Consider the following 15,782-nt stretch of genomic DNA (forward strand, 5'->3'; position numbering starts at 1 on the left):
AGAATCCCGGTTTCTTCAATTTTGCAGAGACGTTGCAGGATTCGCGAACATCTCTACAAAATCCGATCCATACTGCGTTTCAGTGCGGCAAGATCATTATCTACAAACGCGTAGAAATACTGACTGCCCCAGTGTTCGATGTTCATTGCCGATACGCCGATAGAGAAGATCGCGCGGATCGCTTCAAAAAATCCGAGGGCGGCTTTATCCTCACGCGCCAGCGGACGAATCTCCTCGTACCCTTCGAGAAATGCTCTTTCAAATTCTGGTTCTTGTGGCGTATTTCTGATCGTCAGCAAATAACTGGCTACATCATACGCGCGCCAACCGAACCCACAAAAATCAAAATCGAGGACGGTGACTTGGTGATCGTCTGCCACCAACGCGTTCGCGCGAATCACATCGCCGTGAATCAATCCATAAGATAACCCTGCATTGCGTAATCCATCGAGCTTGGTTTGCAAAACCGTTGCCGATTCATGGAGGTATGCCAAATCACTGGGTCGGTCGAAAAGTTCTTTCTCAAAAGATGTGACCGAGTCTTGCATCATCTTTTCGAAATTGAGTGCGGGTCGGTTCAACGTGAACGGCATCCGGTCAGCGAGCGCGTGAATTCTTGCGGTGATTTGACCATACGCACGGACAGCGGCAATGCTGGGTCGTCTCCGCAGAATTTGCCCTTTCGCAAATTGCGTCAATACAGCAAGTCGAATACCTTCGGGTGCGAGAAAACTGAGCAGGTATTCGCCTGATTTCCTGGGAACGGCAGGCGCAACCGGTACACCAGAATCGTAGAGATAATCTACGAACTGCCATTCGGCAGATACTTCATCGTTCGAGCGTTGCCCGTGCCGATAAACATAGAGAACATGCCTACCCTGGGACGAAGTGACCAAATAGACATCACGCAGGGTCGCGGTAATCAGTTGACAGCGTACGTTCGCGAGTCCGTATTCTTCTTCGATTTGATGAGCTAGCGCGTCGCGAAGCAAGAACGATTTTGAAACTGGAAAATGGTTCATTGGGGTGGCACGTCCTACACACCCAGCGCGAGCGCGTAGACCGCGTGGCGGTCGCGCTTGGCTTGGCGCGCCACGCGCTTGACCGCGTCCGTGCGCGGCACGCCCGACTCGATCAGCGCGCGCACCTCCGCGACGACGCGCGCATCGTCCCACGGCTCAACCGCGTCTTGCGCGTCCGATAAAGTTGCTGGGTCTGCGCCGGCGATGATGAGCGTGAATTCGCCGCGCGGCGCGTGCTCGATGAAATGCTCGCGCGCGGCAGTGACCGTGCCGCGAAAAAATTCCTCGAACAGCTTGGTCAGTTCACGCGCGACGCACATCTCGCGATCACCCAGGATCGCGGCAAGGTCGTCGAGCGCGGCAAGAACGCGGTGCGGCGATTCATAGGCGACGAGCGTGCGCGTTTCGCGCGCGACCGATTGCAAAAATTCGCGCCGCGCGTTTTTCTGACGCGGCAAAAAACCGAGGTAGACGAATTGATCGGTGGGTAAGCCGGAGGCGGTCAACGCGGCGACGAGCGCGTTCGCGCCGGGAACTGGCACGACGCGGATGTCGCGTTCAATCGCCGCGCGGACGAGGTTGTAACCAGGGTCGGACAAACCGGGCGTGCCGGCTTCGGAAATCACCGCAACATCGCCGTGTTCGAGCGCGTCGAGAATCTGCGCGAGCTTGATGCGCGGCGCGGCGTTGCGATCGTACACCGGTTCAAAGTACGCGACGACCGGCGTTGCGAGTTGCAAGTGCGTCAACAATTGCCGCGCGGTGCGCGTGTCTTCCGCCGCGATCAGCGAGACTTGTTTGAGCACGCGGATTGCGCGCAGCGTAATGTCTTCGAGATTGCCGATTGGCGTCGCCACGAGATAGAGTGTGCCCATGAGGTGAGGCGCATTGTATCACGGAACGCGCCGCGCGTCTAAAACGAATTCAGAAATTCACCGCGCAGAATTTTTGATTTTTTTTCGGTTCTTCGTGATATACTACGAATTGTTAGGATCGTTCCGGAGCGATTTTTCGGGTTTTGCTATCACCTAACGCGGACTAGCCGAAACTAACGCCGGCGCGTGCATGGTCTACTCAAAAAAATTGGGCGGCATTACAAATATGATCTGACCGATTGGGAACGTGAGATCGTTACGCTCGCCCTGAAACTGCGTGAACTCTACGTCATCCCTGCACTCGTACATCAATCGTAATTTCTTTGCTTTTTGTACATCAATTGAACTGGATAGATATTATTTTATCCGCGAACCCTGGCTGGAACGCCAGCGCCAGGGTTCGCGGATTATTTTAATGGTTTTGGAAATACGGGTGTAGCGTACAGTTCGTTTTTACGCGCCCGGGCGCGCAGACATCCTGCAATTTATTTGTCAATATGATAGAAAATGAACTTGCAATTTCATTTCAATTATGGTATAATTTTTCAAGAACCGACGCCTTGAAGGAGCTGAAGGTATGGAAGAGTTAACCGATTTCCGACGGCGGATCGAAGGTCACTTTGGCAACCTCACCAAACGCGAGAAGCGGATTGCCTCCTTCCTTTTATCCAACCACGATCAAGCCACCTTCCTCACGGGGTCTGAAATTGCCAAGCACGTGGATGTCAGCGAGGCGACCGTCGTTCGTTTTGCCAAGTCCATCGGCTACAAGAGTTTCCCCGAACTACGCCGCGCACTTCAGGAAATCTTCCGAGTCAAAGTGACCCCAGCCGCGCGGCTCCAACGCAAACTCACCGACCTGAAAAGCGGTCAAGGCGATGTTCTCCATCAAGTTGTGGACATGGAATTACAATATCTTGCCGAAGTGCCCCGCAGTATTTCCACGGCGGATTTCGACCGCGCTGTCAAGATCATCCTCAAAGGACGGCGACTGTTCATTTTCGGATCGGGTCCCTCGCGTATTCTCGCCGAACTCGTCCAGATCCGCTTTAATCGTTTCGCGTTGCCCAGTGTGCTCATTACCGAGACTGGACGCGATATGCTCGACAAATTGCTCTTGCTGAAACCTGATGACGCTGTCCTCGCCACCGGCTTTTATCGCGACAATCCAGAACTGGGCGCGATGATCGGCGAAGCGCACAAAATTGGTTGCAAAATAGTGTTGCTCACCGATACGCTCGGCGCGCGCTACAAAGACCAAGCAGATGTCATTCTCTCGGCGCGACGCGGACCGGTCTCAACCTTTCATTCTCTTACGGTCCCCATGGCGATCCTCAACGCGATCATTCTCGCCGTCGCCATGGAACGCTCCGAGGCGACCGTCGCTTCACTCGATCGCCTGCAAGCGCTACGCGCTCAATACGGTTTTGATTTTCCAACCAAGTGATTGGACGGGCTGGTCCCGGTTCTTCCTCAGTGCGGAGGAAAACGAATGTCCGCAAGTGTACTACCATCCTCGCTCGTACGCCCCACTCGACGCCTGTGGCGCACGTTGGCGCGTCCACACGTCGTCGTTGCGATTGTTTTGCTGACATTGCTACTCTATCTCGTGATCACGCCTCTGCTCATTATGATTCAGACGACGATCACGTGGCAACCCGAAGATGTACGCTTGGTGCGCGGCATCACGCCCGGCGAATTGACCACCTTCCACTGGGAACGCGTATTCAACAGCATCATCAGTCAAACGATGCTGTGGACGCCGTTGCAAAACACGCTCATCACCAGCATCGGGATTTCGATTTTTGCGCTAACGATTGGTTCGCTTCTCGCCTGGCTCGTCGTTCGCACCGATTTGCCGGGCAAGAATTACATTTCGAGCATCGCGATTATTCCGTACATGCTTCCCTCGTGGACGATTTCGCTCGCGTGGATCGTCGTGTTCAAGAACCAACGCATCGGCGGTTCGATTGGTTTTCTCGAAGCGCTCACCGGTATCCAGGTCCCCGATTGGTTGTCGTACGGTCCCGCGCCGATCATCATTACATTGTCTCTGCACTATTACGCGTTCGCGTTTCTCCTTGTGTCAGGCGCGCTGCAATCGTTAGACGCGCGGCTCGAAGAATCCGGCGAGATGTTGGGCGCGTCGCGCTGGCAAGTGCTCAGCCGCATCACGTTTCCACTCGTCATCCCGGCGATTCTGTCTGCGTTCATCCTGACCTTTTCGCGCGCGATGGGCAGTTTCGGCACACCGGCGTTTCTTGGCAACCCGGTGCGCTATTACGTCCTCTCGACCACGCTGTACAATAACATCGCCAGTCGTCTGCAAGCCGACGGCTTTGTGCTGGGTCTGGTGCTCATCGCGATTTCGATTGTCACGATTTATTTCAATCAGCGCATCATTGGCGTGCGAAAAAGTTATGCCACGCTCACCGGCAAAGGTTTCACATCAACGCCGATTCGTTTGCGCGCATTCAAATATCCCCTCCTGATTTTGGTGGTCGCGTTTCTAATGATCGCGGTAGTTGCGCCGCTCGGATTCCTGGGTTATCAATCGTTGATGTTGCGCAAAGGCGTCTATTCACTCGACAACATGACGCTCCACTTTTGGATTGGCGAAAGCAATCCCAAAATTGCCGATGGCATCGCCGGCATTCTAACCGATGCGCAAACCTGGGTCTCCACTTGGAATAGCGTTGCGCTCGCGCTGTCGGTGGGCGGCATTACGTCACTCCTGGGAATTTTTCTCGGTTATGCCGTCGTCAAGGGACGCGGCACGTGGCTCTCGAAAATTGTCGAACAGGTCGCGTTCTTGCCGTACCTGATGCCAAGCATCGCGTTCGGCGCGATCTACATTGGCATGTTCGCCCAGCCGCTCGGACCACTTCCCGCGCTTTATGGTACGTTTTGGATTCTCGTCGTCGTATCGGTCGCGAAAAACTTGCCGTACTCGTCGCGCGCCGGCACGGCGGCGATGTTGCAGGTGGGCAGTGAATTGGAAGAGGCGGCGCTCGTCGGCGGCGCGTCGTGGCTCACGCGCTTTCGCCGCATCATCATTCCGTTAACGAGTTCCGGTCTCGTTTCCGGATTCCTGCTCACGTTCATCACCTCGATGCGCGAACTGTCGTTGATCGTTCTACTGGTCACGCCGGCGACGCGTACGCTCACGACGCTGAACTTTCGTTACTCGGAACAAGGATATCACCAACCGGGCGACGCGCTCGCGATGATGCTCGTCGCGATTATTCTGCTGTGTGAATGGCTGGTGCGCCGTTTTCGCGGCGGGCAAATCGGCAAAGGACTAGGGGCGTAAATGTATCGCATCGAATTAAAGCACGTCAGCAAACGATTTGGCAAAGTGCTCGCCGTGGATGATTTGAATTTAATGATCGAACCAGGGAGTTTTTTGACGCTCTTGGGTCCTTCGGGTTGTGGCAAGACGACCGTCCTCCGTATGATTGCCGGGTTGGAGGAACCGGACGCCGGCGAGATTTTGATTGATGGTCGCCCAGTCTTTTCCTCCGACCAAGATATTTTTGTGCCGCCGCCGCAACGCAACTTGGGATTGGTTTTTCAATCGTACGCGTTGTGGCCCCACCTGACCGTGTTTCAAAATGTCGCGTTCGGTTTACAGATGGCAAAACGACCCCAATCAGAAATCCAGGAACGCGTCGGAACCATTTTGAAGGATTTGCAAATCGGCGGGATGGCAGAACGCTATCCGCAAGAGATGAGCGGAGGGCAACAACAACGCGTCGCGCTCGCGCGGATGCTTGCGCCCAAACCGGGCATCTTTTTGCTGGACGAGCCGCTCTCCAATCTCGACGCGCGTTTGCGCGTGGATATGCGCTCGGAATTGAAACGCTTGCATCGCGACACCCGCGCGACGGCGGTGTACGTGACGCACGATCAACTCGAAGCGCTTACCATGTCCACGCACATCGCGGTGATGCAGGAAGGGCGCTTGCAACAGTACGCCAGCCCAAGCCAAGTGTATCGCACGCCCGCGAATCTTTTCGTCGCTGATTTTATCGGCAATCCAAAAATCAATTTGATTGACGCGAATCTAATTACGAACGATGGCGCACTCACGTTGCACTGCGGCGCGTTCGAAATCAAGAATGTGACCACGCGCGCGACCGGTGCGGTTGTCGCGGCGATTCGCCCCGAAGACATTCGCATTTCGTTGGAGAAAATACCCGATGCCGCCGAATTCACGACGTACGCGGTTCTGCCGGCGGGTTCGGAAATCATTGTGAACGCGCAGTGCGGCGACACGACTATCGTCATCAAGGAAACACGCGATATCGAGATTGAAATGGATCGTGCTGTGTGGCTCACGTTCGACGCGAAAAAGATCAATCTCTACGACAAAGCAACCGGCAATTTGATCGTCGCACGTTGATGCGAACGAGGAGGAGGATGGAAGAAAAATCGCGCGCAAACCAAATCGGCAAACTGAAACTGTTCTCTGTGCACAAGGAGGTACTCGTGTTACAAAGGTCTGTTTTGCTCGGATTGTTGATTCTGGCTGTGATTGCAGTCGCATGCGCCACACCGACCGAAGCGCCCAAACCGACCGCGCCGCCGGCATCGTCGTCGGGTCCCGCGCCAACCGCCGCGCCCAAGCCAATCGATGATCCCTTGAAAGGATTGACGGACGCGCAGAAGACCTGGGCAAAAGCCGCCGAGCTGGGACCCTCTGCGCCCAAGACCCAGGATTGGGCAGCCATCGAAGCCACGGCAAAGAAAGAGGGCAAGGTCGTCATCTACTCCAACTCATCGCGTTGGCCCGACATCAAGAAATCATTTGAAGCCGCCTATCCGGGCATCACCGTCGAGGGTTACGACATTTCCACCGTTGACCTCATCACGAAATTGCAGAAAGAACAAAAAGCCGGTGTGTACACCGCGGACGTGATTCTGTGCGGCGATTATTCGACGCTTGTTAACGAAATGCTCAATCCACCGAACAAAATGCTGTGGAACTTTGTGCCGCAAGAATTGGAACCACTCGTAGACATTGCCGCGCGCGAACCGCTGATGTACCATCGTTACGGCTTGACGACGTTTGTCTATAACACCGAAGTGTACAAAGAACCGCCGGTGAAAAACATTTGGGATTTCACGAAACCGGCATGGAAAGGCAAAGTCATTCTGCCCGATCCACAAAAAGTGGCGATGGGTTTACTCGCGTTGACGATTATTACCAAAAATTCCGATACAATGGCAAACGCATACCAGGACGCGTTTGGCAAACCGCTCCAACTTGAAGCGAACGTGCCGAATGCCGGCTATCAATGGATCAAGGACGTGCTCAAGAACGAACCGGCGTTGACTTCAAGTAGCGGCGATGTCGCAACCGCGATTGGCGCGAAAGGGCAAAAAGCCCCACCGATTGGTTTTACCACGTACTCAAAAATTCGCGATGTTATCAAAGGCGATCTCGTGTTTGACGTGATGTGGAATATGCAACCCATCATCGGTTTTACCGAAGAGACCGCGCTCGCGATTGCGAACCAAGCGCCACACCCCAACGCCGCCAAGTTGTTGATTCGCTGGATGGAAGGCGACGAAAAGGGTGGCAAGGGTTTTGTGCCCTTTTACGTTCCCGGCGATTATCCCACCCGCAAAGATGTGCCACCGCCGCAAGGCGCAAAACCGTGGCTTGATGTGCAAAAATTTGTGTGGAGCGGCGCGGGCGATACGCTGTACGTGTACAACAACTCAGTCAAAGTGCGCGATTTCTGGCTAGCGAACCTGAAACCCAAGTAACCGATTTGATGACGAACCCGATTTCTTGCTTGCCCGAACGATCAAGCGCGGGCAAGCAAGCGGGTTCTTATTCAGATGGAGCACTGTTATGGCAATTCCCCAATCATTGCAGCCACCCGGCGCGCTGCAACTGCTAGCCAATTACCGGAGGTTTGTCCGCTGGTTCACCAGCCCTAAAGTGATTCTGGCGTTGGTCATGCTTGTCTTGATGGTGTACTTGATTCTCGTCCCGCTCTATCGCATGATTGAAACCACGCTGACTTATCAAGAGAGAGACATTCACTATGATCCAGATGCCATCGTGGGTGAGCCGACTCTCTTTCATTGGGTGAGAATGTTGACGGGTGAGCTTGCCGAAGTGATGACCTACGCGCCCTTGCAACATTCGCTCGTGATCTCGACCGGCGCGACATTGCTCGCGCTGCTCATCGGCTCGACGTTGGCGTGGATGGCGATTCGTACCGATATGGCGGGTAGGACTATCATCAACACGCTGGCAACCGTCCCCTACATTATGCCATCTTGGACGATTGCGATGGCGTGGACGGTGTTGTTCAAGAATCGCACATCGGGTGGTTCGCCGGGCATTTATGAATATCTTGTTGGACAAGGTCCACCCGATTGGTTGGCGTACGGTCCTGTGCCGATCATCATCAGCAGCGCACTGCACTATTACACCTTCTTCTTCCTGTTTGTTTCCGCCGCGTTGATGTCTATTGATTCCAACCTGGAAGAAGCAGGCGAGTTGATGGGCGCGAGTCGTTGGCGCATCTTGCGGAAAATCACGTTTCCGTTGATCGTGCCTGCGTTGCTTTCCGGTTTCATTATGACCTTCTCCAAAGTGATGGGCACGTTTGGCGGACCGAACGTGTTGGGAATTCCCGTCGGCTACTATACGATTTCGACGATGATCCGATCGGATATGGGCTTGGGTAACTATGCCGATGGCTTTGTGCTAGCTATCGTCTTGATTCTCTTCGCGATGACGACCGTGTATGCGAACCAAAAAGTGGTCGGCACGCGCAAGAGTTATGAAACGATTGGCGGGCGCGGATTCGTGGCGCAACGCACGCGCCTACGGAACTGGAAATTCAGCTTGACTGCTGGCGTGATCTTTTTTCAGTTAGTCGTGGCGCTACTACCGCTCGCGCTGTTGGCTTTCAGTACGTTCATGTTGATTGACGGCGAATACAGTCTCAGCAATTTTACCTTGCACTATTGGATCGGTGAAAGCACGCCCACCATTTCTAATGGCGTGCCGGGCGTACTGCGTAACCCGGATATTTACAAAGGCGCTTGGAATTCGATTGCGCTCTCGTTGTGGACAGCGTTCTTCACTGCGTTGCTTGGCATGCTTCTCGGCTATGCCATCGCGAAAGGGCGCGGCACGCGGCTGTCGAAACTGGTCGAACAACTCGCGTTTATTCCGTACGTGATTCCCGGCATCGCGTTTGGCGCGGTCTACATCTCGATGTTCGCCAAATCGGTGGGACCGATTCCGCCGTTGTACGGAACTTTTGCGTTACTCGTCATCGTCTCGGTGGCGAAACATATTCCGTACTCCGCGCGAACTGGCGTCTCCGCAATGCTCCAAGTGGGGCGGGAATTGGAAGAAGCCGGTCAAGTGGCGGGCGCGAATGCTTGGCAGCGATTTCAGCGCATCATTTTTCCGCTCACCAGTCCCGGCTTTGTTTCCGGTTTTCTGATGACGTTCATCACGACGATGCGCGAACTATCGTTGATCATCCTGTTGGTGACGCCCTCCACGCAAGTGCTCGCCAGTATGACGATCCGCTATCTCGAAAATGACGACACCCAGATGGCGAATGCGATCATTATCATCTTGGTCACGCTGGTCTTGATCGGCAACTGGCTCATCAGTCTCTTCCGCGGCGGCAGTCTCAAAAAAGGTCTTGGAATGTAGCAACACCTTCGCCAAAATCATAAATTCATCCGCGAATAACGCGAACCCTGGCACTTGCGTTCCCGCCAGGGCAAGTGTAACGCGAATGAATTTAAAATTAGCGGAGATTCGCGTTATGCGCGGATAAAAAAACGGGCGAAAACGATTTGGCGAAAGTATTGAATGTAGAGAAAGGAATTTATGGGAACATCCATCCTCATCAAGAATCTCACCAAACGCTTCGGCAAGGTTGCCGCAGTCAACAATGTGAGTCTGACCATCGAACCAGGCGCTTTCTTGACCCTCTTGGGACCGTCCGGTTGCGGCAAGACCACTTTGTTGCGCTGCATCGCCGGTCTGGAAGATCCGGATGAAGGCGAGATTTCCATCGGCGACAAGTTAGTCTTTTCGAGCGCGCGCGGCATCAATTTAGCGGCGGGTCAGCGCAATCTTGGCTTGGTCTTTCAAAATTATGCGCTGTGGCCCCACATGACAGTTTACAAAAACATGACCTTTGCGCTTGAAATCCAGAAAATACCAAAGGAACACATGGCGCAGCGCGTTAACGAATCGCTAGCCGAAGTGCAAATGGCGGGCTATGCCGATCGCTATCCACGCGAGATGAGCGGTGGACAACAGCAACGCATCGCGCTCGCGCGGATGCTAGCGTATCGTCCCAAAGTTTTTTTGATGGACGAGCCGCTCTCGAATCTAGACGCGCGCCTGCGAATTGATATGCGCGCGGAACTCAAACGTTTGCATCATATTTCCGGCGCGACCACCGTCTACGTCACCCACGATCAAATCGAAGCGTTGACCATGTCGTCCGCGATTGCCGTGATGCGGGATGGCGTCATTCAACAAGTAGATCCGCCCGACCACATCTATCGTTGTCCCGCCAATCTGTTCGTTGCGGATTTCATCGGCAATCCCAAAGTGAATCTGTTGGAGGGCACGGTGGACGGTGCGAATTCAGTTGACCTCGGTAAATTCAAGATGCCCATCGCAACACAGAACGCTACCGGTCCGATCGTAGTTGCCATTCGCCCAGAAGACATCGCCATCTCGACGACCCCGACACCGGATTCCGTTGAGTTCAACGCGTATTCTGTATTGCCTTCAGGCGCCGATTCAACCATCGTTGCGCATCGGGATGGTTTGGAGATCACGGTCAAAGTCATGGGAATCAGCAAAATCAAAATGGACGACAAGATTTGGCTGAGATTTGATTCAACAACTCTGAACTTGTACGACAAGGCAAGTGGAAAACTGATCGTCGCGAATTAAAAGTTGGCAGTTGAGGTTCGAGGATGAAAGTGAGAGGTTGGAAGTTGGAATCTGGAACATCCAATTTCCAATTTCCAATTTCCAACGTCCAACATCCAATTTCCAGAAAGGGGGTGTGCGGCAGAGATTCAAACGAAACAACGCGTATTCCATCCAATCCATTTCCCAATTCTCGAGGAGGAGAAAATGAAAGCGTTTGCAAAATTGTTGATGATTGCGGTGGTCATGAGTGTCCTAGTCGCGTGCGCATCACCCGCAGCGCCGACCACCGCGCCTGCCGCGCCTAAAGCCGCAACTGTTCCGGCGATAGATGCAGCAATGGATGCTTGGCTCAAATCTGCCGAACTGGGCAAGTACGCGCCCGCCAAGCAAGATTGGGCAGCCATCGAAGCGGCAGCCAAGAAGGAAGGAAAGGTACTCGTCTATGCCAATTCGTCGCGCATTGCCGATGTGAAAAAGACGTTCGAAAAAAAGTATCCCGGGATTACGCTCGAAGGATTTGATCTGGGCAGTGAAGACTCGGTCCTCAAAATAAAAGAAGAGCAAAAAGCCGGGGCTTTTACCGGTGATGTGCTCTTCAGTAGCAGTTCCGCCGGCGATGTAGTGGGGGACATGTTGCCCAAGCAGATGCTGTGGAATTTCATACCCGACACCGTCGCTTCCGTGTACCCCAAAGCCGCCAGCGATCCGTTGCTTGTTTCACGCTACGGCGTCCGTGTCCTGGCATACAACTCGGAACTGAACAAGACGTGCCCGGTCGGCAATTGGTGGGAATTGACCGAACCGACTTGGAAAGGCAAAATCTACATCGAGGATCCGTTGGCGGATGCCAGCACCATGGGTATCTTTGCCACCATCGTTTCGCACGGCAAAGAGTTTGCGGATGCCTACAAAGAGAAATACGGTAAAGACCCCGTTCTCGATAAAGACACTCCCGATGCCGCGTGGCTGTGGCTCAAGCTGTTCGCCAAGAACAAACCGATGCCCCAACCGGGCGGCGATGAAGTCACGACCGCCATCGGGTCAAAAGGAATGAAGGAAGCCGGGATCGGTTTCATCTCCTATTCCAAATACCGCAACGTGGTCAAGGGAACGATTGTCGTCGAGCCATGCAAAGGTCTGAAACCGGTTCTGGGTCTCCAGACCGCGTCGTATCTGGCAATCGCGAATCGCGCGCCGCATCCCAATGCCGCCAAGCTGTTCATCAATTACATCACTAGCCAGGAAGGGTTCGAATCCTGGAACGTCATCGGCGACTACAGCCCTCGCACCGATTGGGACTCTCCTAAAGGCGCTATTCCGTACATGGAACTGGGCAAAGTCGTCTGGACGGTTGACGAGTCCATCGCGTACAAGACCCTCGGCAAGGTGCGCGACTTTTACGCGATCAACGTGCTCAAGTAACTCGGCGTAGACCTGACGGGTCTCTGCGATCTGCCAGGTCTTGGAAACAACCTTGACCGAACTCGCCCTCTCTACTTTTTGGTTCAGCGGACGCGATTGGCATCTGCGCAATATCTTTGCCGCCGGGGCGGAACTTGGATTCGATTGCTTTGAACTCAGTGGCATTCATTTCGACACCTTTTACGATGAGGTCCGTCCCGGAGATTTTCGTATCGCTAGTTTGCACGACCCAGCACCACCGGCGCGCGGACAAACGCGCATTGGCTCGAAGGAACTACGCCGCGCCGACATCGTCTACACGTCGCTCGACGACGAACGCCGCCGCCGCGCAGTGGCGATCACCAAACGCTCGCTCGATGTCGCCGCCGAGTACGGCGCACGCGCAATTGTGTTACACCCAGGTCAGACGGGTGCGCGTCCGCAAATCGAAGTACGCTTGAAAGAACTGTTCGCGCAAGGCAAGATTCACAACAGCAAAGCCAACACCTTGCGCGAACAACTTGCAATGGAACGCGCACATCAACGTCGCGAACGCATGGATACACTGCATCGCAGTCTCGATGAACTCGTGATGTACGCGTCGGCGCGCAACGTGAAACTGGGATTGGAAAATCGTCCGACGCACGAGATTACGAATTTTGTCGAGATGGGCGAAATTCTTTCCTGGTATCCCGATGACGCGGTCGGATACTGGCACGACACTGGACACGCGCAAGTGCAGGCGAACCTGGGTTTCACTCCACACGCCGAATGGTTGCGTTCGTATGGCAACCGCATCATCGGCGTGCATTTGCACGACGCCATCGGTACGACCAATCATCACGCGCCCGGAAGCGGCGACGTACACTGGGATGCGCTCGCGCGCCATGTCCCGGCAAACGCGCTCCGCGTCCTCGAAGTGGATCGTACCGTTGACCCGGACGCGGCACGCGCCGGCATCGCTCATCTGCGCGCAACCGGGTGGCTGACGGAATCAGAGCAATGATTGCATCTACATTGAACGTTCGAGACATTCACGCGATTATTTTCGATATGGGCGGCACGTTGCGGACGCGCGAACCGGATCAAGCCGTTCGAGACGCGGCTATCGCCCGCATCAGCAAACTACTCGGTGTAGAATCCGTCTCCGATTTGTATTGGACCGAATTGGAACGACGATACAAAATGTACTCGCGCTGGGCGCAAGAACATCTAGTCGAATTGCCGGAGCAAGAAATTTGGACGCGTTGGCTCGCGCCAGAATTGCCGCCGGAGCGAATCGCGCCAGTGGCATCCGAGCTGACGCTCGCATGGCGCGAACGGCATGGACGCCTCGTCGTCAGAGCCGATGCTGCGGATACCTTGGTCGAATTGAATCGGCGTGGTTATCGGCTGGGTTTGATTAGCAACACGATCTCATCGGTAGATGTGCTGAAAAGTTTGGACGCCTACGGCTGGAAAAAATATTTTGAGGTGGCGCTCCTGTCTTCCATATCCGGGCGCCGCAAACCGGATCCAGAATTTTTTTGGGAGGCGACGCGCGCGATGCAGATCGAACCGGCGCGTTGCGCGTATCTCGGCGACCGCATCTCGCGCGATGTCGTCGGCGCGCGCCACGCCGGCTTTGGCATGGCGCTCATCATCGAGCCGCCGGGCAAGGCGCGCGCGGACGAACAAGACCAATCAGCCAAACCCGACGCGCTAATTCGTTCGTTGAGGGAATTGTTGGCAATTTTTCCATCGCGCGTAAAATAGGTATTCTGGCTTTTGAACGATCCAGCAAGATACCTCACCCATAGAAAGGAATCGTGAACCGATGTTGGCTCGGACAGTTGGACGCCGTGATTTGAACGGCAGTTTGGAATATTTTTGCGGGAGATTCCAATGATAGACGCCGCGCTTTCCACCATGTGGGGAATCAAAAAATTCGATACGCTCGCGGAATTTTTTCAGCAAGGCAGCGCGCTCGGTTTCACGCGCTTTGAACTGAACCACGCGGTCAATTCCACGATGCTCAACGGCATGAACGGTTATCGCGTCGTCAGCGTGCACGAACCTTGTCCCGCGGATGTGTCGGCAAGTGAATTGAAAAAGCGCAACTGGCTTATCTCTGCAACGGATGAAACCAATCGTCGCGAAGGCGTTAACGCCGTCAAGCGCAGTATTGACCTCGCGCAAAAATTCGGCGCATCGTTCGTCATCGTGCATCCGGGCAAAGTGGATGTGGATACCGCGCGCGACAATACGATGCGCGAGCTGTTTCGCCAGGGCAAAGCCGCGACCGCCGAGTTCGCACAAATCCGCAACCAATTCATCGCGCTGCGCGCCGCGCAAGCGCCGCTCAACCTGAGCGCGGTGCGGACTAGTCTCATCGAACTTGCCGAGTACGCCGGCGAACGCAACATCAAGCTGGGTCTGGAAAATCGTTATCACTATTTCGAAATTCCTTTGCCCGACGAACTCGACAGCTTGCTTAACCTGGGTTTCAAGAATGTCGGGTTTTGGTACGATGTCGGTCATGCCGAAACGCTCCACCGCCTCGGATTCTTTCCGCACGCAGAATGGTTACGGCGTTTCAGCGTGCGCATCATCGGTGTGCATCTGCACGACGTTGTCGGCATTGACGATCATCAAGCCGCCGGGTCGGGACAGATTGATTGGGATATGGTCGCGCGTTACGTGCCGGCGAACGCGCACCGCACGTGCGAATTTCAAAATTTCAACTCGCCCGCCCAAGTGCGCGCGGGCGTGCAGTGGCTCGTGCAGAAAGGTCTAGTCAAGGCATCATGACAATCCCCATTCGTGCGGTTGTGTTTGACCTGGGCGGCACATTGGAAAACGTGTACTATGACGATCTCTTACGCTTGAATGCGACGCCCGGCTTGCGCGCGATTCTCGCCAAACATGATCTCGATCCTGGGTTGAACGACGCCGATCTGTACGGTATCGTCAAAACCGGGATGAACAAATACGGCAAGTGGCGCGCGGAAACCAATCAAGAGCTAACGCCCGAGCGCGTCTTTAGCGAATTCGTTTTCACCGCTCTGCCGCAAGAACGTGTTGCGGCGATTGGCGAAGAGATCGCCTTTTACTGGGATACGCAATTTTCCAAACGCACGGTGCGTCCCGAAACGCGTGCGGCGCTGGCGGCGTTGCGCGCAAAAGGATTCCGGCTCGGCGTGATTTCGAACATCGTCAGCCGACAATTGGTGCCGCACAATCTCGCCGCGTACGGAATTTGGAATTTTTTCGAGGTCGTGTTGACGAGTTGCGAGTTTGGCTGGCGCAAACCGAGTCCGCGCATCTTTCTCGAAATGACGCGCCGCCTCGAATTGGAACCGCGTGAATGCGCATACGTCGGCGACACGGTTTCACGTGATGTGGTTGGCGCGCATCGCGCCGGGTATGGCTTGGCGATTCAAATCAAATCGTTTCTCACCACGCAAGCCGACCGTGCGTCCGATGTCGAGCCGCCGGACGCCATCGCGCAAAATTTGATGCAAGTGGTAGACCTGGTTAACCACGCGGAGGGGTGAT

At 54.6% G+C, this 15,782-nt stretch carries 13 protein-coding genes; 11 read left to right on the forward strand and 2 right to left on the reverse strand.

The window, feature by feature from the left end; translation table 11 throughout:
• Positions 1–53 precede the first annotated feature (53 nt).
• Together HY868_06215 and rsmI are read right to left on the reverse strand one after the other, a co-directional pair.
• Positions 54–1,022, reverse strand: a complete 969-nt coding sequence (locus HY868_06215; GenBank protein MBI5301710.1) for a phosphotransferase — start codon at positions 1,020–1,022, stop codon at positions 54–56.
• A 14-nt stretch (positions 1,023–1,036) separates the two neighbouring features.
• Positions 1,037–1,897, reverse strand: coding sequence for a 16S rRNA (cytidine(1402)-2'-O)-methyltransferase (gene rsmI / locus HY868_06220; GenBank protein MBI5301711.1), 861 nt, complete (start codon positions 1,895–1,897; stop codon positions 1,037–1,039).
• A gap of 577 nt (positions 1,898–2,474) precedes the next feature.
• Between rsmI and HY868_06225 the strand changes: the two genes are divergently transcribed.
• The 11 genes from HY868_06225 to HY868_06275 all read left to right on the forward strand — a co-directional run bounded on the left by HY868_06225 (position 2,475) and on the right by HY868_06275 (position 15,781).
• The gene (locus HY868_06225; GenBank protein MBI5301712.1) at positions 2,475–3,344 is read left to right on the forward strand and encodes a MurR/RpiR family transcriptional regulator; all 870 of its coding nucleotides are present in this window, start codon (positions 2,475–2,477) and stop codon (positions 3,342–3,344) included.
• Positions 3,345–3,389: 45 nt separating this feature from the next.
• Positions 3,390–5,210 (forward strand): iron ABC transporter permease, encoded by a 1,821-nt coding sequence (locus tag HY868_06230; protein MBI5301713.1) that lies wholly within the window; start codon positions 3,390–3,392, stop codon positions 5,208–5,210.
• The gene (locus HY868_06235) at positions 5,211–6,302 is read left to right on the forward strand and encodes an ABC transporter ATP-binding protein (GenBank protein MBI5301714.1); all 1,092 of its coding nucleotides are present in this window, start codon (positions 5,211–5,213) and stop codon (positions 6,300–6,302) included.
• Between the two features lie 86 nt (positions 6,303–6,388).
• A complete protein-coding gene (locus HY868_06240; protein ID MBI5301715.1) occupies positions 6,389–7,672 on the forward strand; it encodes an extracellular solute-binding protein in 1,284 nt (427 codons plus the stop codon).
• Positions 7,673–7,760: 88 nt separating this feature from the next.
• Positions 7,761–9,596 carry an iron ABC transporter permease gene (locus HY868_06245; protein ID MBI5301716.1) on the forward strand — a complete coding sequence of 612 codons (1,836 nt, stop codon included), beginning with the start codon at positions 7,761–7,763 and terminating at the stop codon, positions 9,594–9,596.
• Between the two features lie 180 nt (positions 9,597–9,776).
• On the forward strand, positions 9,777–10,862 hold the full coding sequence (locus HY868_06250) for an ABC transporter ATP-binding protein (protein ID MBI5301717.1): 1,086 nt from the start codon (positions 9,777–9,779) through the stop codon (positions 10,860–10,862).
• 186 nt (positions 10,863–11,048) lie between these two features.
• Entirely contained in the window at positions 11,049–12,266 is a 1,218-nt protein-coding gene (locus HY868_06255; protein ID MBI5301718.1) for an ABC transporter substrate-binding protein, read from the forward strand.
• Positions 12,267–12,318: 52 nt separating this feature from the next.
• Positions 12,319–13,251, forward strand: a complete 933-nt coding sequence (locus HY868_06260) for a sugar phosphate isomerase/epimerase (GenBank protein MBI5301719.1) — start codon at positions 12,319–12,321, stop codon at positions 13,249–13,251.
• Positions 13,248–14,000 carry an HAD family hydrolase gene (locus HY868_06265; protein MBI5301720.1) on the forward strand — a complete coding sequence of 251 codons (753 nt, stop codon included), beginning with the start codon at positions 13,248–13,250 and terminating at the stop codon, positions 13,998–14,000. The genes HY868_06260 and HY868_06265 overlap by 4 nt, the downstream gene beginning before the upstream one ends.
• 129 nt (positions 14,001–14,129) lie before the next feature.
• Entirely contained in the window at positions 14,130–15,035 is a 906-nt protein-coding gene (locus HY868_06270) for a sugar phosphate isomerase/epimerase (protein MBI5301721.1), read from the forward strand.
• A complete protein-coding gene (locus tag HY868_06275; GenBank protein MBI5301722.1) occupies positions 15,032–15,781 on the forward strand; it encodes an HAD-IA family hydrolase in 750 nt (249 codons plus the stop codon). The genes HY868_06270 and HY868_06275 overlap by 4 nt, the downstream gene beginning before the upstream one ends.
• Position 15,782 lies beyond the last annotated feature (1 nt).

This window comes from Chloroflexota bacterium (assembly GCA_016219275.1).
GTDB lineage: Bacteria > Chloroflexota > Anaerolineae > UBA4142 > UBA4142 > JACRBM01.

Coding starts and splice junctions, on each gene's coding strand:
- HY868_06215 (MBI5301710.1), bottom strand. CDS start 1,022: ATGAACCATTTTCCAGTTTCAAAATCGTTCTTGCTTCGCGACGCGCTA.
- rsmI (MBI5301711.1), bottom strand. CDS start 1,897: ATGGGCACACTCTATCTCGTGGCGACGCCAATCGGCAATCTCGAAGAC.
- HY868_06225 (MBI5301712.1), top strand. CDS start 2,475: ATGGAAGAGTTAACCGATTTCCGACGGCGGATCGAAGGTCACTTTGGC.
- HY868_06230 (MBI5301713.1), top strand. CDS start 3,390: ATGTCCGCAAGTGTACTACCATCCTCGCTCGTACGCCCCACTCGACGC.
- HY868_06235 (MBI5301714.1), top strand. CDS start 5,211: ATGTATCGCATCGAATTAAAGCACGTCAGCAAACGATTTGGCAAAGTG.
- HY868_06245 (MBI5301716.1), top strand. CDS start 7,761: ATGGCAATTCCCCAATCATTGCAGCCACCCGGCGCGCTGCAACTGCTA.
- HY868_06250 (MBI5301717.1), top strand. CDS start 9,777: ATGGGAACATCCATCCTCATCAAGAATCTCACCAAACGCTTCGGCAAG.
- HY868_06255 (MBI5301718.1), top strand. CDS start 11,049: ATGAAAGCGTTTGCAAAATTGTTGATGATTGCGGTGGTCATGAGTGTC.
- HY868_06265 (MBI5301720.1), top strand. CDS start 13,248: ATGATTGCATCTACATTGAACGTTCGAGACATTCACGCGATTATTTTC.
- HY868_06270 (MBI5301721.1), top strand. CDS start 14,130: ATGATAGACGCCGCGCTTTCCACCATGTGGGGAATCAAAAAATTCGAT.
- HY868_06275 (MBI5301722.1), top strand. CDS start 15,032: ATGACAATCCCCATTCGTGCGGTTGTGTTTGACCTGGGCGGCACATTG.